The organism is Arthrobacter tecti, from assembly GCF_054511355.1.
Window position 1 is genome coordinate 1 of the sequence record NZ_JBTNCT010000022.1, and the last position, 25,247, is coordinate 25,247.

28 protein-coding genes are annotated in these 25,247 nt (G+C 62.2%); 4 read left to right on the forward strand and 24 right to left on the reverse strand.

The genetic code is table 11. From position 1 onward, the window contains the following. The first annotated feature begins 282 nt into the window (after positions 1-282). Together ACX80C_RS17245 and ACX80C_RS17250 are read left to right on the forward strand one after the other, a co-directional pair. Positions 283-648, forward strand: coding sequence for an ArsR/SmtB family transcription factor (locus ACX80C_RS17245; protein ID WP_459327692.1), 366 nt, complete (start codon positions 283-285; stop codon positions 646-648). A 28-nt stretch (positions 649-676) separates the two neighbouring features. Beyond that, positions 677-1,855, forward strand: coding sequence for an MFS transporter (locus ACX80C_RS17250; protein WP_459327693.1), 1,179 nt, complete (start codon positions 677-679; stop codon positions 1,853-1,855). 137 nt (positions 1,856-1,992) lie between these two features. Here the strand turns inward: ACX80C_RS17250 and ACX80C_RS17255 are convergent, their stop codons facing one another. From ACX80C_RS17255 to ACX80C_RS17310, 12 genes are all read right to left on the reverse strand, one after another. Further along, on the reverse strand, positions 1,993-3,153 hold the full coding sequence (locus ACX80C_RS17255) for a low temperature requirement protein A (protein ID WP_459327694.1): 1,161 nt from the start codon (positions 3,151-3,153) through the stop codon (positions 1,993-1,995). 23 nt (positions 3,154-3,176) lie between these two features. After that, complete coding sequence (locus ACX80C_RS17260; RefSeq protein WP_459327695.1) at positions 3,177-4,298, reverse strand: L-dopachrome tautomerase-related protein; 1,122 nt, start codon at positions 4,296-4,298, stop codon at positions 3,177-3,179. A gap of 61 nt (positions 4,299-4,359) precedes the next feature. After that, the gene (locus tag ACX80C_RS17265; protein ID WP_459327696.1) at positions 4,360-4,668 is read right to left on the reverse strand and encodes a putative quinol monooxygenase; all 309 of its coding nucleotides are present in this window, start codon (positions 4,666-4,668) and stop codon (positions 4,360-4,362) included. Continuing rightward, positions 4,665-5,819 (reverse strand): glutathione-independent formaldehyde dehydrogenase, encoded by a 1,155-nt coding sequence (locus tag ACX80C_RS17270; RefSeq protein ID WP_459327697.1) that lies wholly within the window; start codon positions 5,817-5,819, stop codon positions 4,665-4,667. Before ACX80C_RS17270 ends, ACX80C_RS17265 begins: the two co-directional genes overlap by 4 nt. A gap of 31 nt (positions 5,820-5,850) precedes the next feature. Further along, entirely contained in the window at positions 5,851-7,020 is a 1,170-nt protein-coding gene (locus ACX80C_RS17275; protein WP_459327698.1) for a zinc-dependent alcohol dehydrogenase, read from the reverse strand. After that, positions 7,017-7,457, reverse strand: coding sequence for a hypothetical protein (locus ACX80C_RS17280; protein WP_459327699.1), 441 nt, complete (start codon positions 7,455-7,457; stop codon positions 7,017-7,019). The genes ACX80C_RS17275 and ACX80C_RS17280 overlap by 4 nt, the downstream gene beginning before the upstream one ends. Positions 7,458-7,750: 293 nt before the next feature. Beyond that, complete coding sequence (locus ACX80C_RS17285; RefSeq protein ID WP_459327745.1) at positions 7,751-8,611, reverse strand: prenyltransferase; 861 nt, start codon at positions 8,609-8,611, stop codon at positions 7,751-7,753. Positions 8,612-8,613: 2 nt separating this feature from the next. Continuing rightward, a complete protein-coding gene (locus ACX80C_RS17290) occupies positions 8,614-8,934 on the reverse strand; it encodes a lycopene cyclase domain-containing protein (protein ID WP_459327700.1) in 321 nt (106 codons plus the stop codon). Next, positions 8,931-9,275, reverse strand: coding sequence for a lycopene cyclase domain-containing protein (locus tag ACX80C_RS17295; RefSeq protein ID WP_459327701.1), 345 nt, complete (start codon positions 9,273-9,275; stop codon positions 8,931-8,933). Before ACX80C_RS17295 ends, ACX80C_RS17290 begins: the two co-directional genes overlap by 4 nt. After that, positions 9,275-10,924 (reverse strand): phytoene desaturase family protein, encoded by a 1,650-nt coding sequence (gene crtI, locus ACX80C_RS17300; protein ID WP_459327702.1) that lies wholly within the window; start codon positions 10,922-10,924, stop codon positions 9,275-9,277. The genes ACX80C_RS17295 and crtI overlap by 1 nt, the downstream gene beginning before the upstream one ends. Next, positions 10,908-11,807 carry a phytoene/squalene synthase family protein gene (locus ACX80C_RS17305; protein WP_459327703.1) on the reverse strand — a complete coding sequence of 300 codons (900 nt, stop codon included), beginning with the start codon at positions 11,805-11,807 and terminating at the stop codon, positions 10,908-10,910. Before ACX80C_RS17305 ends, crtI begins: the two co-directional genes overlap by 17 nt. Further along, entirely contained in the window at positions 11,804-12,856 is a 1,053-nt protein-coding gene (locus ACX80C_RS17310; protein WP_459327704.1) for a polyprenyl synthetase family protein, read from the reverse strand. The genes ACX80C_RS17305 and ACX80C_RS17310 overlap by 4 nt, the downstream gene beginning before the upstream one ends. A 53-nt stretch (positions 12,857-12,909) precedes the next feature. Between ACX80C_RS17310 and idi the strand changes: the two genes are divergently transcribed. Continuing rightward, positions 12,910-13,446 carry an isopentenyl-diphosphate Delta-isomerase gene (gene idi, locus ACX80C_RS17315; RefSeq protein WP_459327705.1) on the forward strand — a complete coding sequence of 179 codons (537 nt, stop codon included), beginning with the start codon at positions 12,910-12,912 and terminating at the stop codon, positions 13,444-13,446. 12 nt (positions 13,447-13,458) lie between these two features. Here the strand turns inward: idi and ACX80C_RS17320 are convergent, their stop codons facing one another. From ACX80C_RS17320 to ACX80C_RS17330, 3 genes are all read right to left on the reverse strand, one after another. Beyond that, positions 13,459-14,946, reverse strand: a complete 1,488-nt coding sequence (locus ACX80C_RS17320; protein ID WP_459327706.1) for an SDR family oxidoreductase — start codon at positions 14,944-14,946, stop codon at positions 13,459-13,461. Next, a complete protein-coding gene (locus ACX80C_RS17325) occupies positions 14,943-15,248 on the reverse strand; it encodes a hypothetical protein (RefSeq protein WP_459327707.1) in 306 nt (101 codons plus the stop codon). The genes ACX80C_RS17320 and ACX80C_RS17325 overlap by 4 nt, the downstream gene beginning before the upstream one ends. Positions 15,249-15,373: 125 nt before the next feature. Beyond that, a complete protein-coding gene (locus tag ACX80C_RS17330; RefSeq protein ID WP_459327708.1) occupies positions 15,374-16,105 on the reverse strand; it encodes a glycosyltransferase family A protein in 732 nt (243 codons plus the stop codon). Between the two features lie 40 nt (positions 16,106-16,145). Here ACX80C_RS17330 and ACX80C_RS17335 point away from each other — a divergent pair, with 40 nt between their 5' ends. Beyond that, positions 16,146-16,748: a hypothetical protein gene (locus ACX80C_RS17335; protein WP_459327709.1), complete on the forward strand. Its 603-nt coding sequence runs from the start codon at positions 16,146-16,148 to the stop codon at positions 16,746-16,748. Between the two features lie 15 nt (positions 16,749-16,763). Here ACX80C_RS17335 and ACX80C_RS17340 read toward each other — a convergent pair whose 3' ends face one another. The 9 genes from ACX80C_RS17340 to ACX80C_RS17380 form a co-directional block, all read right to left on the reverse strand. Next, positions 16,764-17,183 carry a PIN domain-containing protein gene (locus ACX80C_RS17340; RefSeq protein ID WP_459327710.1) on the reverse strand — a complete coding sequence of 140 codons (420 nt, stop codon included), beginning with the start codon at positions 17,181-17,183 and terminating at the stop codon, positions 16,764-16,766. Further along, the gene (locus ACX80C_RS17345; protein ID WP_459327746.1) at positions 17,180-17,425 is read right to left on the reverse strand and encodes a FitA-like ribbon-helix-helix domain-containing protein; all 246 of its coding nucleotides are present in this window, start codon (positions 17,423-17,425) and stop codon (positions 17,180-17,182) included. Before ACX80C_RS17345 ends, ACX80C_RS17340 begins: the two co-directional genes overlap by 4 nt. Positions 17,426-17,467: 42 nt before the next feature. Beyond that, positions 17,468-17,884: a VOC family protein gene (locus ACX80C_RS17350; RefSeq protein ID WP_459327711.1), complete on the reverse strand. Its 417-nt coding sequence runs from the start codon at positions 17,882-17,884 to the stop codon at positions 17,468-17,470. Positions 17,885-17,931: 47 nt separating this feature from the next. Further along, a complete protein-coding gene (locus ACX80C_RS17355; protein WP_459327712.1) occupies positions 17,932-18,351 on the reverse strand; it encodes a glycosyltransferase family 2 protein in 420 nt (139 codons plus the stop codon). 15 nt (positions 18,352-18,366) lie between these two features. Beyond that, positions 18,367-19,509: a Gfo/Idh/MocA family protein gene (locus ACX80C_RS17360; protein ID WP_459327713.1), complete on the reverse strand. Its 1,143-nt coding sequence runs from the start codon at positions 19,507-19,509 to the stop codon at positions 18,367-18,369. 180 nt (positions 19,510-19,689) lie between these two features. Continuing rightward, positions 19,690-20,589, reverse strand: coding sequence for an amidohydrolase family protein (locus tag ACX80C_RS17365; protein ID WP_459327714.1), 900 nt, complete (start codon positions 20,587-20,589; stop codon positions 19,690-19,692). Positions 20,590-20,829: 240 nt separating this feature from the next. After that, a complete protein-coding gene (locus ACX80C_RS17370) occupies positions 20,830-23,148 on the reverse strand; it encodes a glycosyl hydrolase family 95 catalytic domain-containing protein (protein ID WP_459327715.1) in 2,319 nt (772 codons plus the stop codon). 39 nt (positions 23,149-23,187) lie between these two features. Beyond that, positions 23,188-24,246 (reverse strand): ABC transporter ATP-binding protein, encoded by a 1,059-nt coding sequence (locus ACX80C_RS17375; protein ID WP_459327716.1) that lies wholly within the window; start codon positions 24,244-24,246, stop codon positions 23,188-23,190. Then, on the reverse strand, positions 24,246-25,247 hold the full coding sequence (locus ACX80C_RS17380) for an ABC transporter permease (protein WP_459327717.1): 1,002 nt from the start codon (positions 25,245-25,247) through the stop codon (positions 24,246-24,248). Before ACX80C_RS17380 ends, ACX80C_RS17375 begins: the two co-directional genes overlap by 1 nt.

The window sequence follows — 25,247 nt, forward strand, 5'->3', positions numbered from 1 at the left end:
TCCCACCTTGATCGAGTCCAGAGCTTCGGCTATACCGGGAACCATCCGGCCGAGCAACAGCCCGGCTATCATCGCTGCGACGATCCACACGGGAAGCAACCGGTCAAGCGTCGGGAGCCTTACCTGTTTGGGTTGCTGGGGACTGGTTTGCTGCAGCGAGGTCTGACTCACCGTGCTCCTTACTCAGGGCCACGCGGAACCCAGATCGAATAAATTGATCAGTATCGATATGAGTATGGCGATACGCATCGACGATTGTCAATGTGGGTGCATAATGGAGGAATGACCACTATCGCCGAGGCTCACTCCGAAACTCCATCAGAGGACAACGAGGCATGCTGCACGCCGTCGGCTACGCCCGGACTAAGTGCCGCCCGCGCAGCGGAACTGTCCAGGCAGTTCAAAGCGATCGCAGATCCAAACCGCCTGCGTCTGCTCTCGCTGATCTCGGCAGGCAAGGACCACGAAGCGTGTGTATGTGATCTGACGGAGCCACTCGACCTCGGCCAACCAACCGTGTCGCACCACCTGAGAATCCTGGTCGACGCAGGGATCCTCAACCGGGAGAAGCGCGGCGTCTGGGCCTATTACTCGCTTGTGCCCGGCGCCCTCGAGTCCCTCGCTTCCAGCCTGGCGGATCCCCGGTAAGCCGCACACCCTGGTTCAGGAACAACCCGTGCTGACTGACCAGGACCGCCCGCGTGGCGGTCTTGCTGCCATGTGCATCGCTCAGACTACGAGCTGGGGTCTTCTCTATTACTCGCTTCCGGTCGCCCTGGTGCCGATCAGTGATGACACTGGATGGTCCATCGCCGCAATGACGGCGGCATTCTCTGCCGGACTGATCGTTTCGGCACTCGTCGGAGTACGGGTGGGACGCGCCCTTGACCGTACAGGACCTCGGTGGTTGATGAGCGCCGGAAGCATAGTGGGGGTACTGGCGCTGCTGCTCGTCGCCTGGTCGCCCAGCTTCGCCGTGTTCGCCGCCGCCTGGCTGCTGGCGGGGTTTGCACAGGCCGCAGTGTTCTACCAACCCGCGTTCGTGATCATTACCCGCTGGTACGGCGCCGCCAGGGCACGGATCCGGGCTTTGACGGCATTGACCCTCGTGGCAGGGTTCGCGTCGACCATCTTTGCACCTGTCACAGCGGCCCTGATCGCCGGGCTGGGATGGCGTGATACCTATCTTGTCCTCGCGGGGATCCTCGCTGTGGTGACGATCCCCCTGCACTGGTTCTTCCTCAACGCCCATTGGTCCACACCCATTGGCTCCTCGGTTGGTGACCGGTCAGGACAGGAAACCCGGGCACTGATGCGCAGCGGACCATTCCGGCTGCTTCAAATAACCATGGCGCTGTCCACGCTCGCACTGTTCGCGGTGACGTTCAACCTCATCGCACTGTTCCTCGAACGTGGAATCAGCTATCAGAGTGCAGCGCTGGCATTCGGGCTGATCGGGGTTGGCCAGGTGATCGGGCGCATCGCCTACTCGGCCTTGCCCTCCGGCACTTCTCCGGTGCGAAGAATGGTGGTGCTCACCGCATTGGGAGCAGCTTCCGTCTGGGCTCTTGCCCTAACCACCGGTCCAGCAGGTCTGTTGGTTGCGGTCGCCATCATTGCCGGGATGGTGCGCGGCTGCAACACCCTCCTTCAGGCAACCGCCGTGTCCGACCGGTGGGGCACCCAAAGTTTCGGGCAACTGCAGGGCGCGTTCGCGGCCCCTGTGACTATCGTCGGAGCCGTGGCTCCGGCTGCAGGTCCAGCCTTGGCCTCCGCCTTGGGAGGCTACCCCGCCATGGCCGTGGTGATGGCCACACTGGCCACGGTCAGCGTGCTGACAGCTGCCCGGACGTGACGCTTTCCCTCAGCCCGCCTTTACTGGTCCCTCCCAAGCTGGTCTGGCGCAACCCCGCCCGGTCCGGTCCGGAGCGCGTCACAGCCATGGCCGACCCCAGGATAGGACGAGCAGGAACGTTTCACGACGCCAATTTGTCAGGAGCTGTCAACTGGCCCGATCGCAGGGTGCCGCCAGAGTTCCCAGCTGGTTTGCAGTACGCAGATCAGGGTGAGCCCGGCAAGCGCCGCCAACGCCGGCGCCAACACCGCGACCGGGATTAGTGCAGTAGCCCCCACCCCTGCAAGGAAACGACCGGCGGCGAGCTGGTGGTGATCGCGCCATCGGTAGGCGACGTCGCCGAGGAAGAACAATGCGACGCCACCGGCCAGGGCGACGGCAGGCAGCGGCCGGAGCGGCTCGGCCACATTCGTGACGGCCTCGTGTACACCTAGTGCGAAGAACATCACCCCGGCTACCAGCGGCAAGTGCAGATAACTATATGAATCGCGCGCCAGCCGGGCCCGCTCCTGGTTCCCGGTGCCGCGCAGCCTCCGTTCGGCCCCACCGCGGAGATAACCGAAGTAGGACCACCACAGGCCGGCCGCGATCAGCACAGCGAGGAGAACCGCGATTACCACGCCCGGCCGCCCCACAGAGCCTTCGGCGCCGGCGCCGACCTCGACGATCGCCTCACCTAGCGCGATTATGATGATGAGCCCGTGCCGCTCCACGAAGTAACCGGGCGCCACTCCCCAGCCGGCGGTGCCGACCAGAACCGGCCCCGAGAAGTCGATCACCACGGCCGCTATCCACAGCAGCTCCCGCGCCGGTGTGTCGACGAACGCGGCGGCCAACAGCAGCACAGGTCCGGTGAGCAGGGTGGGAATTAACCGGAGCGCGGGCGCACCCACTTCTGCATCGCTCCGTACATCGAGAGCCAGCAGCGCCACGTGAATCAGTCGGACCGCCAGGAACGCGAGCCCGAACACCAGCGCGCCGGCGCCGAAAGCCTGCGGCAGCGCGACTGCGGCGACCAGCATCGCCGCCATCGCAAAGAAGATCAGCAGGCGGTGCGCAGGCCCCGCGTGGTCAGAGCTGTTAGTCAGCCAGGCGTAGCAGACCCATGCCCACCACACCGCGGCGAGCGTCAAGAGCCCGCGTCCAAAACCCGTCCACGAGATGTCCGCCAACATCAGGATGGTCACCTGGGACATCGCATAGACGAAGACCAGATCAAAGAACAATTCCAGCGTCCCAACCGATCGGTCCGCCGCGTCCTCAGATCCCTGCTCGCCGGACACTGCCCGCTTGCGCATGAGGCTGTACCTAAGCTTTCCGGTCAGCGCAGTAGCACCGGCTCGGCGTCCACACGTATTCGAAACAGAGTGTAAGGCGTAACCCGCCGGTCTTCGCCATTCTGATAGTCCGACTGCCGGTGCAGCTGGTTCGCGGTGACATAGAGATAGCCGTCGCGCCCCAGTGAGAGTGTGTCGGGCCATAACAGCCGGGGGTCGTGTGCCACCGTCTCCCACGCTCCGGCAGATCCGGAAGCCCAACGCAGGATAGCGTTGTGCTCGTAGTTCGTCGCGTAAATGTAGCCTGCTGCATCCGATTCGAGCCCGTCGCCGGCGCCGCCTTTGTCTCCTTCCTCGGTGACTGTGGCAGCCACGTCAGCATCGTCGAGTGAACGGTCCACGAGCGCATAAGTTGCCACACTGTAGAGTCGACGGCTGGCCAGTGGGCAGTAGTACAGCCGGCCGCCATCACTGCTGATGGCAATACCATCGGAGCCCATCGCAATCGCGGACCCGGCGGTGCCGTCCGGTTGACGTTCCAGCACGGGCCGCCCCTCGACTACCGACACGAAGTCAGACAACTCTTCCGCTTTCGTCGAGGGGTGGTCGTGCAGCCGCCGCCAGCTTTCGCCGGTGGCCAGATCGGCAACCACGATTCCGTTCGGTCCCTGGTCCGAGGAATCCGTCAGGTAGGCGATACCTTCCTCTCCGCGCCGCAAATCGAAGCGGACATCGTTGAGATAGCTGGTCGGCAAGGCCACATCCTGCGGAAACAGAATGGTCTTGACCACTGTGTCGGTTGCCAGATCGACGCAGACCAACTTGGGACCGCCAAATTCCGTTGGTTGGAACAACGGACTGCCGGTGTCCAGGATCCACAACCGGTTCGCTGGATCCACCACCACACTTTGCACCGAGAGTAAGGTGCCCGCACGGTCATCCGGATCACTGCGGTTAATCTCCTGATTGGGGTAGGCGACCGCTTCACCGTCGATGACCTCGGCTACGGTGTACTCCACGTCGTCGCCCCATTTGGGATAGTTCACAAAGATCCGGCCCTCATGCGATACCGTGACGCCCGTAAGCATCGCCCCATGAAAGTACGCGACCTCCTCCAACTGGCCCAGCGGCTGCTCGGCGGGAAGCTCCCGCGTCTGATCAGTCATGACATACCTCTTCCGGTGTCGCGGTCTCCCATCACGTCGGCGCTTAAGATAGCGGCCGCTTTTAGGGGACTTTGTATGCGATTACGTCCACGGGTTCGACGTCGGGCGCCTCGGTGAACAGTTCCTCTGCGCGGGCCATCAACGCAGTTCCGAGGCGTCCACCAAGGTGGGCCTGCCGCGCCGCGTCATCAGGAAACGCGTCGAAGATCCCAAAGCTTGAGGTACCAAACCGCACCGCAAACCATGCCACCGTCCCGGGCTCGTCGTTCACGATCGCCAACCCATCACGCAGGAACTGCTCGACCTCATCTTCTTTCCCGGGGTGCGCCTGAACCCGCACCAGCAACGCAGCGCTGACCACCGCGCTCATGCGTTTGCCATCTCGGGTTTGATGACAACCTTGGTCCATCCGTCATTACGCTCATCGAAGTTGCGGTAAGCATCCGCCGCTTCAGTCAGCGGGATCTCATGGGAGACGATCCAGGACGGCTTCACCTTGTCTCCGGCGATCAGGTCCCGCAGCTGGCGGTTGTATTTCTTCACTGGGCACTGGCCGGACCCGATGGTCTGTCCCTTGAACCAGTGCAGGCCGTAGTCAATGGCAACCTTGCCCTGCTTGGCATCCTCATTGGGCCCACCCGGGTCGGCTGGCATGAAAACACCGACGACGCCGATCCCGCCGGTGAAGCGCACCGAGGCGATCAGCCGGTTCAACGTCAGCGCCGGATCTTCGGTACCCTGCGGGTCATGGGCCTGGTACCCCACGCATTCACAGCCGCGGTCAGCACCCAAACCCATGGTCTGCTCCAACACAAACTGCACCGGGTCGGTCTTCGAATCGTCAATCGGTATGGCGCCGATCTGCTCGGCGAGCCGCAGACGGTCCGGATGGCGGTCGACCACCATCACTCGGGCGGCGCCCTTGGTGGTCGCGGATAATGCCGCCATCAAGCCAACTGGGCCTGCACCGTAGATCACCACCGTGTCCCCGGGTACTACTCCGGCCATTTCAGTCGCGTGGTAGCCCGTGGGGAAGATGTCGGCGAGCATCACATAATCGTTTTCCTTCTCCTTGGCGTCCTCCCCCAGGCGCAGGCAATTGTGGTCACCGTAGGGAACCCGCAGCAGTTCCGCCTGCCCGCCGGCCCAGGGTCCCATTCCCGCGAATCCATACGCGGCTCCCGCCAGCGCAGGATCGGGCTGGGTGGTCAGGCAGTAGTTGGTGTGACCGCGTTCGCAGTTCTTGCAGAACCCGCACGAGATGTTGAAGGGAAGCACCACATATTCGCCAACTTTGACCTTGTCTACGCCGTCGCCGACCTCAACGACCTGGCCCATATTCTCGTGGCCGAAGTTTCGTCCGGTCTCGAAATCCGTACGCCCCTCGTACATGTGCAGGTCGGATCCGCAGATATTCGTTGCGGTGATTTTGACCAACACATCGGTGGGCCGTTCAATCTTCGCGTCTGAAACGTCACCAACACTGACGTCCCTCGGACCGTTATATACAACCGCTTTCATCCTTGTTCACTCCTCGAATTCAATATGTGCGTCACGGACGGAAAACGGTCCGAACGCAGTTGTCCTTCTTGTTCTTGAAAATGTCATACCCTTTGGGTCCTTCATCAAGAGGCATGATGTGTGTGGCAAGGTGCTCGGTTTTCAGCTCATCGGCTGCCATTCGCTCCAGCAGCATGGGAACGTACCGCTGCCCGTGCTGCTGGGCGGAGCGGAGGGTGAGACCGTTGTTCATCACCGCTCCCAGCGGGAACTTGTCCACCAGTCCACCGAAAACGCCGAGCACAAAAACGCTTCCTCCCTTGCGGCAGGCCATGATTGCCTCGCGTACCGCTGTCGGGCGGTCGGTCTGCAACCGCAACTGCTGCTTGACCTGGTCGTAGAGGTAATCGGGGCCAGTGCTGTGGGCTTCCATGCCCACGGCCTCAATGCAGACGTCCGGCCCGCGTCCGCCCGTCATTTCCTTCAACTCGGCCAGCACGGAGGTTCTCGTGTAGTCGAGCGTGTCCGCCCCGATGTGCGTCTGCACCTGGTCCAGCCGATACTGATAGCGGTCAATGACCACCACCCGCTCTGCACCGAGCAGAACCGCGGCCCGCGCTGCCATCTGTCCCACGGCGCCCGCTCCCCAGACGGCGACAACGTCACCGGGTTGAACGCCGCCGAGATCGGCGCCCATCCACCCCGTCGGCGCGGAATCCGAGGCGAACAAAGCGCGTTGGCTGCTGACGCCGTCGGGCACTTTAAAGGCACCGACATCCGCGTACGGCACGCGAATGTACTCTGCGTGGCTGCCTGTCCAGCCACCCATCGCATGCGAATACCCGAAGCAACCCCCGGGCGCGTACCCCCATAAAGTTTCGGGGATTGCATCATTGTTATTGCCGTTATCGCACAGCGAATACAGCTCGTGCTTGCAGAACCAGCAATTTCCGCAGGCGATGAAGGAACAGACCACTACCCGGTCACCGATCTGATGCCTGGACACCGAGGAGCCGACCTCCACAACTTCGCCGACAAACTCGTGACCGAGGACGTCACCGGCGCGCATCGTGGGTATGTAGCCGCCGAGGAGATGCAGATCGGACCCGCAGGTAACGGTTAGCTCCACCTTGACGATCACATCGTGGCTGTTGAGGATGGCCGGGTCATCGATGGTTTCCACTTCCAGGGAATTGATTCCCCGCCATGTCAGGGCTTTCATAGGTATCCGCCTCCCTGGGCTCGCTTCTCCCATGCATCCACGAGTTTGCCGGTGGGTGTGGCCGGTCTTTTCCCGTGGGGCTTCGGCTCATCCTGAAGGATTTCCCCTGCCTCCAGCAGTGTCTTTGATTGACGCAAAGCGCGGCGCACATCCTGCTTCAGGTTCGCCGCCGAAGTACGTGATGCCCCAGCCTTCGGCCGTGCACCAAGCTCGGTTCCCCAGCTGCCGGGGCCCGGGATCATCCGGATATCGACGGCATCCCCAAGATCCGCCAGCGGATCGGGGTAACTCCCGCCGGGTGCAATCTCCTCGGGTGATAGGTCAACCGTGACGGAATTCCACCGTGGTTTATCCGAGTGCGAGGCCCGTTTTGACCGGGCATCCAAAGCGCGTTTCCCGACGACGGCGGCGGCTGCGACTGCGCCTCCAAAAATCATTAAACTTCCACGCATAACTGTCCCTTCAAGCTGTAATCAGTGAGGGAAACCAGTGAATTGCCAAACTCCGAAGGCCGGTGGCCACCAACCGAAGCAGTGCTAGCGATGATGCCGGGCCAGCGTCCGCGCGTAGGACTACCTGGGCCGGTGTTTGCTGCCGGCGGCATGGTCAAACGCCGGTATCGGGAGCACCCCCTGCGGACCATCATTACAACCGGAGATGCCATGCACGTATATTGTAAGCACGCTTATCAACCGGCTAACAAGGGGGTGGCGCGTAATTACTTCGCGTATCACCCGATTGGGTTCGCGTACCAGATCAGGAGCATCGTGACCAGGAACCCGGTGACGTAGTTCAGCCAGAGGAAGCGTTTCCAGCCGCGGTTGGCGACCTCGCCGTCGTCGTCATCTATGGACGCGAACGGGACGATGTTGACCACGTACGGCAGGGCAAGCAAAGACGCCAATGGCCCCGGCCAGGGCGTGAACAGGAGGAGGGCGCCGCTGAGCAGATAAGCGCCGGCGGCGAACCGGACGGTCGCGCGGGCACCGGTCACGGTCGCGATCGACGCGATCCCACCCGCGCGGTCTGCGGCGATATCCTGCACGGCACCGAACGCCTGGCTGGCCACACCCCACAGGAAGAACGCCGCGAGCAATGCCCATAGCGCCGGCGTGAAGTCAGTGCCTGCAAGGACCAACCCGTACAGCGCGGGGCTGACGAAGTGCGTGCTCGACGTCACCGAATCGAGAAACGGGCGCTCCTTGAAACGCAACCCCGGCGCGCTGTACGCGATGACCGCGAACACGCTGATCGCGAGCACCAGCCAGGACACCGGGCCGCCCAACAGAACCAGCACCGCGAGGAACGGCACGTTCGTCGCGATCGCGGCCCTAAGCGTGACCTTGTGCATGGTGCGGTCCAGCACCGCGCCCTCCACGCCGCCCTTCCGGGGATTGCGCAGGTCGGATTCGTAGTCGAAGACGTCGTTGATCCCGTACATCGCGAGGTTGTACGGGATCAGGAAGTACAGCGTGCCGATCGCCCACGCGAGGTCGATGCCCCCTGCAGTCAGCAGATACGCTGCCGCGAACGGGAACGCCGTATTCACCCAGGAGAGCGGCCGGGAGGAAAGGAAAAGAGTGCGCAGAATTTTCACGGCCGCCTCCGCTTCCGTTGGCCCAGGATGATCCACAGCGAGGGCAGCAGGAGCACCGCCGCCACCGGATATGCGAAGTCCTCAAGCGGTGCGAGCCCAACGAAAACCCCGGAAATCAGCTCCGGCGCGTAACTGAACAGCCCGGCAGCGATCATCAGACTGTCGAACAGGGCGGTAAGAACCAGTACGACGACGGCGGCGCCACCCACCGCTGCCAGTGCCGCCCTGCGTTCCCGCCCCCGCAGCACGACGACGGCGGCCACCGCAACGAGGAGGGCCGGCAGGAGGAAAAATCCGTTCAGTGTCCAGTACGTCATGCCCGTTCCTCCAACCGTGCACGGCTGAAAACCTTCCCGAACACGCGCCGGAACATCAGGAAAAGGTTCATTACGAGGTAACTGAGGAAGGTCAGGAAGACCAGTTCCTCCAATGGCAGTTCGGGCGCGAGCATTACGCCGAGCATCAGCTCGGTCTGCCCCCGGTAGAAAATGCCGAGGCCGATCCCGGCCAGATCCCACCCGAGGAAGAACAGGATCCCCACCGCCAGGACCAGAGCCGCCCTGCCGGCGTCGTGCCAGAAGAACAATCGCAGGCGCTGGTCCAACAGAACCATGCACCCCAGCGAGACCAGGAGGAACAGCAGGTAGGCGGCTCCCATCAGGCGCCGTCCCGCACCACGACAGGGCGCACCGGCTCAGGAAGCGGCCCGGTGCTGGTGTCCCTGCGCAGGCGCTTCAATACGAGCTCCGCACTGATCAGGCACATGGGGATGCCGATTCCCGGAATGGTCGATCCACCCGCGTAGTACAGTCCCTGCACTTTCTTGCTGGCGTTGCCGGCGCGGAAGAATGCGCTCTGCCGCAGGGTGTGCGCCGGCCCCAGCGACGTGCCCTTCCACGAGTGGTAATCACGCTCGAAATCCGCCGGACCGTAACTCCTCCGCAGCACGATCCGCTCAGCCAGATCCGGGATCCCGGCCCATTCACTCAGCTGTCCGATCACGGCGTCGGCCACCCGCTCGATCCGCTCCCCGCCGCTGCCGCCCAGGCTCGGATCCGCGGGGATGGGCACCAGCACGAACACATTCTCGTGGCCCTCGGGCGCAACACCCGGATCCGTGGCGCTCGGCTTGCACACGTACATCGACGCGGGAGTCGGAATGAACGTGGTCCTGCCGAAGATTGCCCGGAAATTCTCCTCCCAGTCCTTCGTGAAGAGCAATGTGTGGTGGCGCAGCTGCGGCAGTTCACCGCGGACGCCCAGATAGAGCAGCAGCGCGCTGGGCCCGGCAGTGCTGCACGCCCAGTACCGTTTGGGGAAAGTCTGCAGCTCGCGCGGCAACAGCCGGGTTTCGGTGTGGTGCAGGTCCGCGGCGGAAACGACGACGTCGGCCGCCAGGCTCACTTCACTGCCGTTCCCGTCCCGATAACGGACGCCGCGCACCGCTGCGGGGCGCCGTTTCGACGCCGCCCGGGTGGTCTCGATCCCGAGCACCTCCGCGTTGGTGCGGATGGTGACGCCGGCTCCGAGCGCCAACCGCTCGATGGCCCCGACCAACTGTGTGAAGCCGCCCTGCGGGTAGAGCACGCCGTCGTCGAGGTCCAGGTGGCTCATGAGATGGTACATACTCGGCGCGGCGAACGGAGACGTGCCTAGGAACACCGCGGGATACTCGAGGATCTGCTGCAACCGCGGATCGCTCACATGCCGCCTGGCATAGCTGTGCAGCGGTTCAAGCAGCAGCCGGATCAGGCGGGGAACCCGGGCGAGCACATCCGGCGCGAGCAGCGGCGCGAAGGATTCGAATGTGGAGTAGAGGAAGCGGCGCGTGGCCATCGTGTACGTATCGGCGGCAGAGTCGAGGTACCGCTCAAGCCGGGCTCCCGCACCGGGTTCAAGTCGCTCGAAAAGTTTCACCACCTGGGCCCGCTCCGCCGGAACGTCCACAGGCTCCTCGAACCCCTCGGACAGGACACGGTACCCGGGGTCCAGCTTCACAAGGTCCAGCTGTTCATCCGCCGACGTCCCAAGCAGCGCAAAGAAGTGGTCGATCACCTCGGGCATCAGGTACCAGGAGGGTCCGGCGTCGAACCGGAAACCGGCCTCACTCCACGATCCGGCGCGGCCGCCTACCTCGTCCTGCTTCTCAAGCAGGGTGACCTTGTGGCCAACAGCCGCGAGCAGGGCGGAGGTCGCCAGGCCGCTGATGCCTCCACCGATAACGACGACGTCGCGCCCCCGCGACACTCGGCCCTTCACTGCGCGCACGCATCCGGCAGGGTCAGCGGATTCATGCCCGGGCACCATCCCGCGCACCCATGCCTCGTTTCCCCGCGAGAACGGCGAGCGCAATCCGGAGTTTCACCGTGTTCGGCACGCTGATGCGGCTGGACATGAGCCGTGTCGCCGGTGTGGAGCGGATCCGCTCTGCCAGCTCGGCGAAGAGCTCCTGGGCAAGGGCTACGGCGCGTCGGCTGGAAGGTGGAAGGCCGCGCAACACGCGGCGCGACTCATCGAGATCCCGTTCGATGTCCTCAAGCAGCCGCATCTTGTGCTCCTCGCTGAAGTTCAGCGGCGAGGAGTCCGGGAAGTAGCTGCGTCCCAGAGACGTGAAATCCTCGGCGAGGTCCCTGAGGAAGTTGATCTTCTGGAACGCTGCGCCGAGGTGTCGGGCGCCGCCCGCGAGCCGGCGCTCCTCCTCAACGCCCACACCAGCGCCGTACAGGAAGCACTTCAGGCACATCAGCCCGACAACCTCCGCTGAACCGTAGACGTACTCCGCGAAGGATTCGGGGGTGTGCTCCACCTGGTCCAGATCAGCGCGCATGGAAGCGAAGAACGGGCGCGTGAGGTCAACCCCGATCCCCGTGCGCCGTGCAGTGTCGGCGAAGGCGTGCACCACGAGGTTGGCGCTGTATCCGGAGACCATGGCACGTTCGGTCTCGCGTTCAAGCTCATTCAGCCGGTTGCGGGTTTCGTCCTCGCTGAGCCCGGCTGCGGAGGCAACGCCGTCGACAATCTCATCCGCTATCCGGACCAGCGCGTACACAGTCTCGACCTGCACGCGGACTTCGCGCTCAAACAGGCGCGAGGCAAGCCCGAAGGAGGTTGAGTAGGAGCGCAGGACAACGGCCGAGGACTTCGCGGCCGCCCCGGTGTAGTCGGCAAGGGAGTTCCGCGTGCGGCTCATAGGTGAACCCTTTCGGCAACGACGTCGATGATTGGGGCGAGTCCGTTCCGCACTTGTGGCGGAACATACGGCGCTGCGAGGTGTTGGAGTGCGCGATCGGTGAAGTCCTGGGCGAGTTGCGTGGAGCGCGTTCGCGCGCCGGATTCCGTCAACAGGCTCCGGACCTCAGCGGCTCCCAGGGCGGTGAGTTCCGGGTCTGCAATGAGCGCGGAGATGCGCCGCCATTGCGGCTGGGCCGCAGCGTGGGCGATGAGCGTGGTGCGCTTGCCCTCACGCAGGTCGCCCCACCCCACCTTCCCCGTCAGCGATTCGTCACCGAAGACACCGATCAGGTCATCCGCCACCTGGTACGCGATGCCGATATCCCGGCCAAACGCACCCAGCGCCTCCGTCAACCGGTCCTCAGCGCCGGCAAGGACAGCGGCGGCCTGCAGCGGTGCTTCGAACGAATAGACAGCGGTCTTCAGGCGCGCCATCTGCAGGACCTCCTCCACGGTCTGTGGAGTGAGGTTCAAGGGTGCCAGGATGTCCAGCAGTTCACCGGCAGCGGAGGCGAAGACTGCTTCGTCGAGGATGTCGCCGAGGCGCTGCCGGGTAGGAAGATCGGCATCCACCTCCCCCATGAGCCGGTAGGCGTTGGCAAGCGCGAGATCCCCTGCGATCACGCCGACGGACAAGCCGGTGTGCTCGGCTCGGGCGCGGTCACTTCCACCGGCCGCGGCGAAGTCGCGGTAGGAACCGGAGACGTTCGGCACGCCGCGACGGGCGAAGTCGCGGTCCACGACGTCGTCGTGCACTATCAGCGCGGTGTGCAGGAGCTCAAAGGAAGCGGCAACGGTGGCCGCCGTCGTCGTATCCTTGCCGCCAAGCAGGCCGTAGACGGTCATCATGAGGCGTGGCCGGAAGCGCTTCCCGCCGACGGTGCAGGCCTCGAGCCGCTCCCACATGGTGAGGTAGTCCGGGTGCATTCGGGCGGCGCGTGACTTGGAGCGGGTGAAGAAGGACCCCAGGACCTCGTCCACACGCTGACTGTTGATCGTGTCAGTCAATGTGGTCTCCTTGTCCATAGGGAAAGTAAACACGGGTGGGGAACAGGAGAAAAATGAACGGGACTGAGGAGCTTGTTGTGCTCGTCGCGGAGGACGGAAGGCCACTGGGCACGCAGAGCAAGGCCACGGTGCATTCCGCCACCACCTCGCTGCACCTCGCCTTTTCCGTCCATGTGTACGACGACGACGGCCGCGTCCTCATCACGCGCCGCGCCCTGTCCAAGAAGGCCTGGCCCGGTGTCTGGACCAACTCTTTCTGCGGGCACCCCGGACCGGGCGAGAGCACGGAGGATGCCGTGGCCCGCCGCGCTGACCGGGAGCTTGGACTCAGCCTGGACCGGTTGACCCTGAGGGTGCCGGACTTCCGTTACCGCGCAGTCGACGCCTCCGGTGTGGTGGAACACGAGATCTGCCCCGTCTACACGGCGCAGGCGGCGTCCGCCGTCACACCGAGCGATGATGAGGTCATGGAGTGGCAGTGGGTGGACCCCCTGCAGCTGACTGCTGCTGTGGCAGCCACGCCGTGGGCATTCAGCCCCTGGCTCACCCTGCAGTTGCCGCTTCTGTACCCCGAGGGGTTTCAGGCTTAGGCAACGCATCACCTAGCTCATCCCCTCCCTGCTTTGGTACGCGGCAGCACGCTGCACAATGTTGCGGGCCATCGACGGGAAAATGAGCCCATGGAACGGCAGCACGAGCCACCAGTACAGCTTGCCGGAGAGGCCGGCGGGAAAGTAGATGGCACGCTGGCGGTAGGTTGTGCCGGCGCCGTTGTGTTCGGCTGAGAGTTCCAGCCAGGCACGGCCGGGTACTTTCATTTCCGCCTGCAGCCGCAGAACCTTACGTGCCGGTAAGTCTTCGAGCGCTTCGACCCGCCACCAGTCGACGGCGTCACCGACGTTGAGACGGTCACCGTGCCTCCGGCCGCGGTTGTGCCCGGCGCCGCCCACCAGTTTGTCCAGCACTCCGCGGATAGCCCACGCGGCAGGCCACGAATACCAGCCGTTATCTCCGCCGATGCCTTCGATCACGCGCCAGACGTGCTCGGGCGCCGTGTCCGTGTTGCGTGTTCGTTCATCCACGAACACTGTGCGGCGCGCCCAGTCCGGGTCGCTGGGCAGGGGGTCGGACGGCGGAGCCTGGGAGGCATTCGTCCAGCTGGTTTCCACCTCTCCGCTGGCCATCCTGCCCAGCGCCAGTTCCACTGCCATTCGGTAGCCCGTCAGCCCTCCCGCGGGCTCCGGGATGTATTCATCAATGTCACGCTCAGCTGCTATCGCGTCATGCTGGAGGGATTCCACGAGCGGCACGGCGAGGGAATGAGGAATGGGCGTTGTCAGCGCAACCCACCAGCCCGCCAGTCTGGGTGCCGGCGTCGGTAGCGCGAAGACCCTGCGTCGGGATAACCCGGCCTGATGCGCGTAGCCGTACATAATTCCTGCGTAGGTCAGCACTTCACGGGAGCCTATGTCGAAGGTCCGGTTCAGCCCTTCCGGCAGCGTGGGCGCGTGGACCAGGTAATGAAGGACATCGCGGATCGCGATCGGCTCGATCCTGCGCTCAACCCAGCTGGGAGCCGGCATCACCGGTAGGTTCTCGGTGAGGTGCCGGATCATTTCGAAGGATGCAGACCCCGAACCGATCACGACGCCGGCCTGGAACACCACCGCAGGCACCTCCCCGTCCAGTAGAACGCGCCCGACGGCGGTTCGCGAACGCATGTGCCGCGAGAGTTCCACGCCGTCGGGGTGCAGGCCGCCAAGGTAGATGATTCGACTTACTTTGCTCCTGGCTGCGGCCTCTGCCACCGTCCTTGCCATCGCCAGTTCCTGCTGTTCGAATCCGGAACCGGAACCCATCGAATGCACGAGGTAGAAGAGAGTTTCAACACCTTCGCAGGCTGCTGCGGCGGCCTCCGGGTCGCCGAGATCACCCTGCACGATCTCCACGGCGTCATGCCAGGGAACGGCGGAAAGTTTCGACGGCGAGCGCACCAGTACACGAACCGCGTAACCGGCATCGATGAGTCGAGGGACCAGCCGCCCGCCGATGTAGCCGGTGGCACCGGCCACCAGTACCCGGTGTGTCAAGACTGGTTGTCCCGGTGGGCATGTCTGTAGGTCTGTTGCCACATACCGATGCCGTAGGCCCGGATCATTCCGTTGTGGCCGGAAACTATGAGCACGCCGTCGTCGAACGTCGTCTCGTAACTGCCAAACCCTTCCGGTGCCTCCTCGGCGCGAGCATATACGTGCTGTTCCTCATCGAGGAGGACAAGCACCTCCGGGCGTACCTGGCCATAGATCTCCGACTGGTAGCTGGAGGAATCCGACTCTGCCTCAAAGACGTGAGCGCCGTCAGGACCTTCGACGTAAACCTTGGTAGGGGACATGGTGACCTCTCCTTGATTTGGACCGTAATTACCCTTTAGTGCAGCAATTGGATGCCGCTGAAGGTACGAATCGGTCGGAGTAGTGAGCCTACTGCGCCAACCCGAACTTTCACTAGAGAGTCTAGTTATCTTCTACCGATGACCGCCAACCGCCATCTCTCCCACGGCGGGGCAATACGCCAATGTAGAGCAATGGTGTGGAACGCCCTGCGAACCCTGACCCGCGCCGGATGCCCTCCTGCCAGTGACCGCGCGGAGATGCCGACCCGCAGCCGTCTGTCGAAAGCCGTGCGGGTGGAGGGAAGGAGCGCAAAGCCGAGGTCGACGTCGTCGTGCACGTCAGGATCATGTCGGTGCACTCGCCCGCGCGACTGATCCCAGACGGCTCGCCGGAACGCGAGGTTGGATCCGAAGGGCGGCCAGTGTGCCATCGCTGCGCCCATCAGGATGAAGTAGGCCCGCATGTATCCGACGCCCGCGAGCCTGGCGCGGAAGGGACCGGCATCGTAGAACGCACCCGGGCCGGTCAGGACACCGAGATCCGGCTCGTTCGCGAACCGGTGCGCGATGCGCTCGAGCCAATCCGAGGGCGGGAGAGTGTCGGCATCGCAGCGGATGATGATGTCGCCGCGGGCGGAATCGTATCCGGTGGAAGCTGCTGCGGCGATGCCGGGATCCGGTTCGCTCAGCACCACGGCGCCGAACTGCTTTGCTACGTCCGCGCTGTCATCGGTGGAGCCGTTGTCCACCACGAGGATTTCAAGCGGGGATTCACTCTGGGTCGAAAGTGCTTCGAGGCATCTGGCCAGCGGACCGGCGTCGTCCTTGCAGGGGATAACCACGGACAGGGACGGCATGGCCTGATCCTAGCCTCTCGGCGCTAGTACGCTGGTGAGCGTGATCGCCGACCTCACCCGCCGGCCCGGGACGCCCGCCGAACTTGCCGCTGATGCCGTGCGCGGGGTGGCCGTGCTCTGCACCCTGGCGATGGTGTTCTGGTGGGAGCCTGTGGACGTGGCCGTCTTCTTCCTCGCGCTCGGCGGTCTGACGCTGTCCAGGTACGCGCGGGCGCATCCTGTGTTCGATGTGGTCTATGGTTGCGCGCTGATCTTCGCCTGCTGGAGTAGCGTGCTGGACCTCTACACCGTGATTCCCTGGTGGGATCTGCTGGTTCACTGCCTCTGCACGGGACCCGTGGCGGCGATGGCGTTCGTGCTTGCCGCCCATGTGGGGCTGCTGCCCGCGCCCGATAGCAGGGTGGCTGTGGTGCTCCAGGTGCTGCTGCTCGGTATCGCGTTGAGCGTGCTGTGGGAATTTGCGGAATGGGCCGCCCATTCCTGGGTGGACGAGGACATCTACGTGACGTATTCGGACACGATGGGGGATCTCGCCGTCGGTGCGCTTGGCTCGCTGGCGGCGGGTGTGCTTTTGTCGGAGTTGAGCAGCCGGCGGACGGGGATCCGGCTCAACTCTGCCCCCGACGGCCAATGCGGCCAGTGATTCGTCGAGGCTTGTTTACGCTGGATGGTCCCATGGATTGTGGCAGCGGACGCCCAGGGGCTCAAAGTGTTTGGTGTTGCGCGTCGCGATGGTCATCCCGGCAGCCTGTGCGGTTGCAGCGATGACGGCGTCGTCCAGTGGAGCGTGCTCGGGAACCCGAAATGTGGCAAGGACCCGCGCGGGCGGTAGGTCGAACGGCAATACACGGTTTGCAAATGCCGGCAGAACCCGATCCTCGAACCACCCGCGCAGGATCTTCCCTTGTGCCGCGTCGGCTCGCTCTTTGGCAGCGACACCCCGTTCGATCTCTAAGATCGTGGTCGCGGTCACGAAGTGATCAGCTACCGGAATTGACGCTGCCCAGAGCTCTACCGCCGGATTCCGTCCACGCACTCGCAGTCCATACACTACGTTGGTGTCCAGGACGTACTTCACAGTTCTGGGGTTCGGGCGGTAAGACCGAGGCGCTGCGGCTCGAACTCGATGTCGACGCCATTCTCCATGCTCAACAGGTCGACGATTGTGACGGGGTCTCGCTCGAGGGCGTCGGCCAGGGTCTCGCGTGCCTCTGCCTCGACGGATTGGTGGTGGTGCTCTGCACGCGCACGCAATGCTGCCTTGGTTCCCGCGGGCAGGTTGCGAATCAGGATCTGTTCCAGGACGATTTCACCTCCGATATCACTCTGATGATATCGCTCCCATAAGCAGGTGCATACCCCTTAGGCTTTAGCGGCGAAGAGTTCGAGAGCTATGTTGTCCGGATCACGGAATTCCAGGATGTAGCCCGCTCCGATGTCCTTGACACCGGGATGTGAAATGCCAAGCGAATCGAGCAAGGCAGCGCCGTCGTCAAGTTCCTGGCGGTTGGCAACGTTGAAGGAAACGTGGTCGAGGCCCACCCGGTTCTCGTTGAAATTGTCGTCAGCGACGGGGCGGAGCCCGAGCAGCGAGTTCCCGAGCTTGTAGATGACCCCGCCGTAGAGGAAGTCGAGCTGCTCGCGCGTAGCGTCGTCAGCATCATCGGGTACTTCAAAGGCGACGGGAAGACCGAACAGTGCGTCGTAAAACTTCCGGGAAACGTCGATGTCGGTGACAGTAAGGCGAACGTGGGCGTAAGAGCTGATAGGAATAGTCATCTTCGCAGTCTTGCATGCCCATCCACGATCCCGCAGCAAAAACCTTGCTACTTCGACGCACTCTCGAATCCTGTGCGCGTCATGGTCCCCCAGACCTGCTTCTTTCCACGCAGCGCCGCCCACCAGCCCTGGATGCGCCACACCGCGGTTAGCTGCCTGTAGGCGAGGTTCTCCTGGACCGACACGAGAAGTGCCACCCACAGGTCCTGCCAGCGGTCCCACAATCCGCGATGCCAGCGCCGTCGCTGGCGCGCCAGGACGGCTGCCGTGGACGGCACCTCGGTCCAGCACACCGGTTCGGCGATGAACACCACGCGGTACTTCTTCTTCGCCAGCCGCATCCTGCTGTGCAGCCGCATGACCAGTTCGAAGTCTTCGCCAATGCAGTCCAGCTCGAGGCCGCCCTGACCGAACGCTACACAGCCGATCTCATCGACCACGTTCCGCCCATGCGAAAAACAAGACATCCAAGGCTCGCTGGATCATGTTTCTACAGACGAGCCAGCCGGGGACTCGTTTGCGACCCGACTGTTACATCGACCATAAGCCGGGCGAATTCCGCCAATTTCCGAGGATTCATAGGCGGCTTCCACCACAGCCATTGTGCGATGAACATCGTCAACGCTTGTTGGGAGAACCGACACTGACCCCTCAACGAAGCGTTGCAATGCAGCCATAGAGCCGATGAACGCATCTGGAAACCACGAACCGCTGAATTTAAGTGGCTGCCAGCCTTGCTCGGCTTCTGAGTTGAGAAACATCTCTAAGCGATCCTTGCCACCAGTTGGGTAGTCAAGCAGTAGGCCCATTTGCGCCCTGATGGCACCCTTGGTTCCTTCCCATTTTATGTAACTTTCTTGGTATTTTTTGCCATAGTGGTGATCGTGATTGGTCGAAACCACAACCCGAAGAGGCCTAGCCGGGTAATGCATGATGATGTCCGAACGGCTGTTTGCGTGAGCTTTCTCAGGGTGCTTCACCGTCACCGCTGAAACACTTGCCGGGTCGCCGAGAAATGATCGAACTAAGTCGATGTAGTGCACACTATGCATGTTAATTTCTAAGCGATCGAGTGTAAGGACATTGGGAAAGAGTTCCCAGGGTGTTTTTACTTCGACCCTGACCTCAAGGTCATACAGCTCTCCGATGGTGCCATGAGCGATCGCTGTGCGGGCGGCCTCAACGTACGGACTAAACCGCAGCTGGGTGTTCACCGCGGCAACCAGTTTCTTCCGATGGCAAATTTGCAATAGCTTCGTGCTGTCCTTCAAATAGTTGCCGAGAGGCTTCTGAACGAGAACTGCCGCTCCGTCGGGCAGCTCTTCAAGCGTGGCGGAGTATTGTTCGGGCATTAGGGCCAAGTCATATACGGCTCCATCAGGGGCCGCTTTGACAGCATCACCAACTCGATCGAAGACCAGTGGGATGTTGTATTCTTTCGCGAGAGCCTGCGCCCGCGCCTTTGTCCTGTTGTATATAGCCGTGACCGGGAATCCTGCCTTCTTATAGGCCGGCAGATGCGCGTCTCTGACAATGCCGCCGGCACCAAGAACAACGATCTGACGTGGCTGAATAGGCAGCCGTACTTCATAGGCTTCCGCCGGTGAAAATTCTGGTAGAGACATCTAGGCAGTCCCCTTATCATCGAGGTGTTGTGATGGAGTTCCCATTGCCGACCCGGCGGACGAGCCTGTGCTCGCCGTCAGCGATCACTGCTGACCGATAAAGCACATCGTGGTCGGCACTTCACGGATAGGTTCTGGCTTTGGCAAAGTGCCGTCTTTGCCTCTTGATTTCCGACGCATTCACTCACGTCTGTACCTTAGAGAGGAGTCGATGTTTCGCTCGGCGCGCTTCAGAAGTGCAGCATCGATCCTATAGAAACCGGTGGCCGTGTCACCTTCGATCGCGGCACGCTCCTTTGCGGTGAGGTCGTCGAATAGCTCTGATAGTCCCTCCCATACGGCTTGGTAGCCTCCGGCGTTTACTGATATGGGCCAGTCTCCGCCGTACATGAGCCGATCTGCGCTGAAGATATCTAGAGCGCGCTCAAAGAACGGCCGAATGCTTTGACTGGACCAGTCGGTCATTGGGCCGGACGTCGGGTAAAGACCAGATACCTTGGCGTGTACAAGCGGGTTCTCAGCTGCCCGTTCGATCAAGCTCCACCACGGCTCACGTGTGTCCTGGCCGAGCGGTGGTTTTGACAGGTGGTCGATGACCATTCGGAGATCTGGGTGTCGCTCACTCAGAATGGGCACAATTTCCAAGTGGCGAGGTAAGACAGACACAATATCGAACGGGACGTTGGCGCGTTCGAGAACGCCCAGTCCTTCATCGACATTGGGGCGCAGGAGCCAGTCAGGATCTGTTTGGTCGTGGATGAGGTTGCGGACGCCGACAAAGTGCGGGTTAGCGTTTAACCGGTTGAGCATTTCCGCTGCCGTGTCAGGATTGTCGAGGGGAACGTAGCCGACGACGGCAGCAACTTCGGCGTTTTCTTTCGCCACGCTGAGCATATATTCCGTATCTTCGGGATTGTCAGCCGATTGCACCAGCACCGTTGCGTCTATTCCGGCGCTTTGCAGTTGCGGACGGATTTCCGCAAATTCAACGGTTCGATTGATGGGTCCATGAGTTTTCCCCAGCCAGTCGTAGCGTGCTCGCTCGAGGTTCCAGACGTGTTGGTGGGCGTCTATAATCATGATCGTCGCGTCTCCTTTGTCAACATTCAAGTGCGGTGCAGTCCACCGGTGAGTCGGACTGCATCGTCATCCCTGAGATTCAACTCATCGAATTGCCTGCGAGGATCGGTCCGTGGGTCCACTGCAGCGCAATCGACCGATAAGTTCCTCTCGGGTAGGTGAAATTGATAATTGACGCCCCACGCATTTCACTGATGTATCCGGGCAGGCGCGGACGTCCATCCGATCTGTGCTGTTGAACTAACGACTTGCGTGGAGATTGCACGTTGCTCCGTCGGGCAGTTGCAGTGTGATGATGCCCCCGGGTTTTGTCTGCGCAGCGGTGTCCTGGTCGGAGAGGGTAAACCCGGGAGGGAGCAGGACCTCGATCGGCTGTTCGGATCGTACTGAGGTTGAGCCGGGCAGCGCGGTCACCTGCAGGTCAAGTGATTCTGCTGTCCATTTCAGCTCATCAATTTTTAGGGCCCCACGGGCATGGACGCCTCGGATGGTTCCGGTGGCCCATTCTTTGGGAAGTGCTGGCAGGAGGGTCAGCCGCTCCATGGTGGATCCGATAAGCATCGCGATGATGACGGCGGGCATACCTCCGCTGATGTCGACGTTGAAAATTTCACCAACATCGTGGGTGGTGGCGAGGGAGGGAAGGAAGTAGAGCCGGGACATCCTGTCCACGCATTCCTTCGCTGACTCCGCATCGCCGAGGACGGCCGCCGCGATTCCGAGCTGCACCAGCCCGTACGCCATTTCCTCCTTGCCAGCGCGGCTTGAGCGCCACGCAAGTTTTTCCCGGATTAGAATCCGGGCAGCGTCGCGCAGCTTGGGATCTGACACCAAGACTGGATCCGGCTCAAACCACAACCCGAGGAGCTGCGATGCTGTGCGATGACCGAGGTCCTCTTCGACCCCCTCGTCGAGCCATTCAGCCAGCGAATCGTCCGGTGCAACACGGTACGGGGGTAGGGCCCTTAACCACTCATCCCGACGTTCGTTGAGATCCCGGTCTAAGCCTAGGAGCTCTGAAGCGCGTTGAAGTCCGTTCAGCAGTCCGCCCAGAGCGGCGCGGTCCATGGTGGAGTTTCGGCATGCCTGGGAGCCAAACGTCGGTGACCTGTTTTCCGGGGAGTAGGACGGGGTGAAGACAATCCGGCCATTTTCCCGGATGAGGAAGTCTTCATAGAAGCGTTCTGTTTCTCGTGCGAAAGGATAGGCGTACTCGCGCAGGAAATTCAGGTCTCCGGTGTACCAGGCGTAGTCCAGGAAAAACGCTGCGGACCACGCCGCGCCGGCAGTCCAGAATTCATGGCAGTGCCTTTCGTCGAAATGAGTGCATTTGCCGTGGGTCGGGCTGCAACGCGAAGGCATCACGTAGCCGCCGGTGCCGAACAGCAGACGAGAATTTTCGAAGAAATCGTCGGAGAATCCCTGAAGCATGTCTAGGTAGATTCGCAGCAGGGCGTGGTTTCCAGTGCCGAGCATGCTTGCGATGGAACCGCATTGGACGTTGCCGTTCATCGTGTAGTCCGAGGACCACGCCGGATCGAAGGTTCCGGACCAGACACCTTGCAGGGTAGGGGGCAGATCGCCGGTGCTGGCAGAGATGAGCGCCTGAGCAGACTGAAACTGCAGTTGGAGCAGTTCGCGGTGCCGTGTTTCATCAGTGCTGGCCTGCAGCTGCTCAACCGGGTCACCTGAGGTCGGGGCGTCTAAATCCAGATCGACTACGGTGACCTGTTCGCTGAAAGAGTGTTCGTGACGCACCAGCAGTTCATCGAAGCTGGTTGGCAGTGTCTCGCTCAGAGTGATCCAGCGTTCGTCGGAGCCGGTGCCGTCTACTTCGAGAAACACCCCTACAACGAACAGGACTGAGTCAGACGTTCGCTCAAGCGGCGTCAAGTAGCTGGTGGCTCCAGCTGGGCCCGTTTCCCATGCCGTCGAAAAGCTCAGCGCGAGCGCCTGCGTGGCCCCCAGGTGGTATTCGTTGAATATTACGTAGTCTTCGTTACCGCCTTTGACCCCTGACTGCGTGGTAGCGACGTTGCCCGGTCGGCTCAGCTGGACGCCGTCGGCTGCGCCCTGGACGCCTTTGACCTCGACGACTGTTATGTTGTCGGAGCGGCTCATGAAGGAACGGATCGTCGCGCGTCCTTCCTCGTTTAGCCAGCTCAGTGTGACCAAGCCCCGAGCCAGATCCACATCGCGTCGGTAGTTCTCGGTGTCACTGGTCTTCGATCCGGTGATATGAACCGATGCGACAGGTACGAGCGGATCGGTCCATTGCAGTGCCGGATAGCCTTGTTCCCTGGAACGACGCACGCCCAGTTCGGCGGCTTCCTGCGCACGGCCCGTGTCGATGAGCCGACGGATGTGCGGGAGGTCCGCAGCGAGATCGGGAGCCGCTCGGATCGGATCGGTGGGCAGGACAACCCGCTCATGTGCCAGGGTCAGTTGGTGCTCGCCTGGTTCGCCAAAAACGAGGGCACCGACGAGTCCATTGCCGATTGCGATTCCGTGCTCCCAGTCTTCGCCGGGCGAATTGGACCAGTACGTGCGTGTGCTCATTGTCGAGGAGTTCCTTCGGAAGGCGATGGCGGCCTTGGGCTATCGGGACAGGGCGGCGGGGAGCGGTTTCGTGCTGTCCGGCGTGTGCAGATGGCAGGCCACTTGATGTTGCGGGCTATCGGGGTTGCGTTCAGAGTTTTGTAGCGGAGGCATGATCTGAAGGCAGGTTTGCATTGTGTAGGAGCAGCGCGGATTGAACGGGCACCCGCCCGGCATGTTTTGCAGGTCGGGAGGTGATCCGGGAATACCTTCTACCTTTTTGCGTTCCCCGTGCAGCGATGGAAACGAATTTAGGAGTCCATAGGTATACGGGTGCTGCGGGTGTTCGTAAATACTGCGGGCGGGTCCTTGTTCGATGATGCGCCCTGCATACATGATGGCGATGCGGTCGGCCAGCTCAATCAGAAGTGATACGTCGTGGGTAATGAAGATGACGGAGAAGTTGATTTCGCTGCGCAGGCGCAGAATTTCCTCGAGAATCTGACGTTGCATGACCACGTCGAGTGCGGTGGTCGGCTCATCCATGATTACAACGTCCGGGTTCAGCGCCATTGCCATCGCGATCATGACCCGCTGGCGCATCCCGCCGGAAAGCTGGTGTGGATAGGCCCGGATTCGGTCCTGTGGAATGCCTACTAGGGTGAGTAGTTCCTTTGCTCTTGCGTTGCGGCTCTGGGGGGTTGAATCGGGGCGATGAACGGAAATTGCGTCCGTGAGTTGGCGGTCGATCCTGAAGACTGGGCTCAGCGAGTTCATAGACCCCTGAAAAACCAAGGACAGGTCGTTCCATCGCATGGCCCTGAGTTGCTGATCGTTGAGCCTGAGGATATCGACTCCCGCTGTGCCGTTATCTCCGTGATAGATCACCTCGCCGGAGGTCACCACTCCAGGTGGTGATAGCAAACGCGTGGCACCATAGACGAGAGTTGATTTACCCGACCCTGATTCACCGGCTAGCCCGAGGACTTCCCCCCGGTGAAGTGTGAGATTGATATTCTCCAGTGCCTGCACCTCGGACGTACCCATTCCATAGGAGACGGAGAAGTCACGAATCTCGAGGACGGGTTCGCCGATTGTCCGCCGTGTGGTCAGCGCCATTATTGTTCCTTTCGAGGTAGCACCGCGGTGTATCCCACGCGTGAGGTGACGCCGAGCTTCTTCAATCCCTTGACGTCGATCCCGCCTGCTCTCAATCGGGGGTTCACAAATTCGTCGATGCCGAGAGTGATCAGGGTGAGCGCCATTCCGAGCAGTGCAATGGCGAGCCCGGCGGGGAGGAACCACCACCATGCACCCTGTGCGAGGGCCTGCTGGCCCTGCGCCCAAAACAGTATGGTCCCCCAATTCCAGTCGCTGGAGGAACCGATGCCGATGAAGGAGAGGGAAACCTGTGTGAGGACAGCCACGTTCACGGTTCCCACGAATCCGCCGGCGATGATGGGAACGAGGTTGGGCAGAATCTCGAAGTAGATCAAGGATGCCGTCGATTTACCGGTTGCTCGGGCGGCCTGGACGAAATCGCGGTTGCGCAGAGACAGGGTCTGGGCGCGGATGACCCGCGAACCCCATGCCCAGGAGGTGATGCTGATGACCAGTGCGATAGTGATCCAGCCGCCTCCGGACGGCAGGGACCCGGCGATGATGATCAGCAGCGGCAATGCAGGAATCACCAGGAACACGTTGGCCAGCCCGGAGAGGGCATCATCGACGACGCCGGGAAACAGTGCCGCGTTGATGCCAACGATCAGGGCCAGCGCTGTGGCGGCGATGCCCGCTATGAAGCCAACGACCATGACGCTTCGGGCGCCAATGAGGAACTGTGAGAACACATCCTGCCCGGTCTGGGTGGTTCCGAATGGATGTTCCCACGACGGCGGTTCAAGGAGATCCGCGCCTAGGGCGTTCGGGTCGTAGGGTGCGAATATTGGCCCAAGGACGGCCAGGACGATGAAAAACGCGGTGAGGATTAGTCCGACTCGGGATTTTGGTGTGCGCCAGAATCCCGACAAGGGTCCGCTTGGTTTTTTCTCCTTCGGGAGCTTTGCGTCTTCCGGGGAAGCGGTCAGGACAGCTGCGTCGGTGCCTGCTGAGGATGTCAC

Bases quoted from the DNA above. Each gene is read 5' to 3' on its own strand.
- ACX80C_RS17365 (WP_459327714.1), bottom strand. From the start codon at position 20,589: ATGATTATAGACGCCCACCAACACGTCTGGAACCTCGAGCGAGCACGC.
- ACX80C_RS17265 (WP_459327696.1), bottom strand. From the start codon at position 4,668: ATGAGCGCGGTGGTCAGCGCTGCGTTGCTGGTGCGGGTTCAGGCGCAC.
- ACX80C_RS17355 (WP_459327712.1), bottom strand. From the start codon at position 18,351: ATGTCTTGTTTTTCGCATGGGCGGAACGTGGTCGATGAGATCGGCTGT.
- ACX80C_RS17260 (WP_459327695.1), bottom strand. From the start codon at position 4,298: ATGACTGATCAGACGCGGGAGCTTCCCGCCGAGCAGCCGCTGGGCCAG.
- ACX80C_RS17375 (WP_459327716.1), bottom strand. From the start codon at position 24,246: ATGGCGCTGACCACACGGCGGACAATCGGCGAACCCGTCCTCGAGATT.
- ACX80C_RS17370 (WP_459327715.1), bottom strand. From the start codon at position 23,148: ATGAGCACACGCACGTACTGGTCCAATTCGCCCGGCGAAGACTGGGAG.
- ACX80C_RS17330 (WP_459327708.1), bottom strand. From the start codon at position 16,105: ATGCCGTCCCTGTCCGTGGTTATCCCCTGCAAGGACGACGCCGGTCCG.
- crtI (WP_459327702.1), bottom strand. From the start codon at position 10,924: ATGGTGCCCGGGCATGAATCCGCTGACCCTGCCGGATGCGTGCGCGCA.
- ACX80C_RS17305 (WP_459327703.1), bottom strand. From the start codon at position 11,807: ATGAGCCGCACGCGGAACTCCCTTGCCGACTACACCGGGGCGGCCGCG.
- ACX80C_RS17295 (WP_459327701.1), bottom strand. From the start codon at position 9,275: ATGGGAGCCGCCTACCTGCTGTTCCTCCTGGTCTCGCTGGGGTGCATG.
- ACX80C_RS17350 (WP_459327711.1), bottom strand. From the start codon at position 17,884: ATGACTATTCCTATCAGCTCTTACGCCCACGTTCGCCTTACTGTCACC.
- ACX80C_RS17290 (WP_459327700.1), bottom strand. From the start codon at position 8,934: ATGACGTACTGGACACTGAACGGATTTTTCCTCCTGCCGGCCCTCCTC.
- ACX80C_RS17280 (WP_459327699.1), bottom strand. From the start codon at position 7,457: ATGATTTTTGGAGGCGCAGTCGCAGCCGCCGCCGTCGTCGGGAAACGC.
- ACX80C_RS17360 (WP_459327713.1), bottom strand. From the start codon at position 19,509: ATGTCTCTACCAGAATTTTCACCGGCGGAAGCCTATGAAGTACGGCTG.
- ACX80C_RS17275 (WP_459327698.1), bottom strand. From the start codon at position 7,020: ATGAAAGCCCTGACATGGCGGGGAATCAATTCCCTGGAAGTGGAAACC.
- idi (WP_459327705.1), top strand. From the start codon at position 12,910: ATGAACGGGACTGAGGAGCTTGTTGTGCTCGTCGCGGAGGACGGAAGG.
- ACX80C_RS17270 (WP_459327697.1), bottom strand. From the start codon at position 5,819: ATGAAAGCGGTTGTATATAACGGTCCGAGGGACGTCAGTGTTGGTGAC.
- ACX80C_RS17255 (WP_459327694.1), bottom strand. From the start codon at position 3,153: ATGCGCAAGCGGGCAGTGTCCGGCGAGCAGGGATCTGAGGACGCGGCG.
- ACX80C_RS17245 (WP_459327692.1), top strand. From the start codon at position 283: ATGACCACTATCGCCGAGGCTCACTCCGAAACTCCATCAGAGGACAAC.
- ACX80C_RS17325 (WP_459327707.1), bottom strand. From the start codon at position 15,248: ATGTCCCCTACCAAGGTTTACGTCGAAGGTCCTGACGGCGCTCACGTC.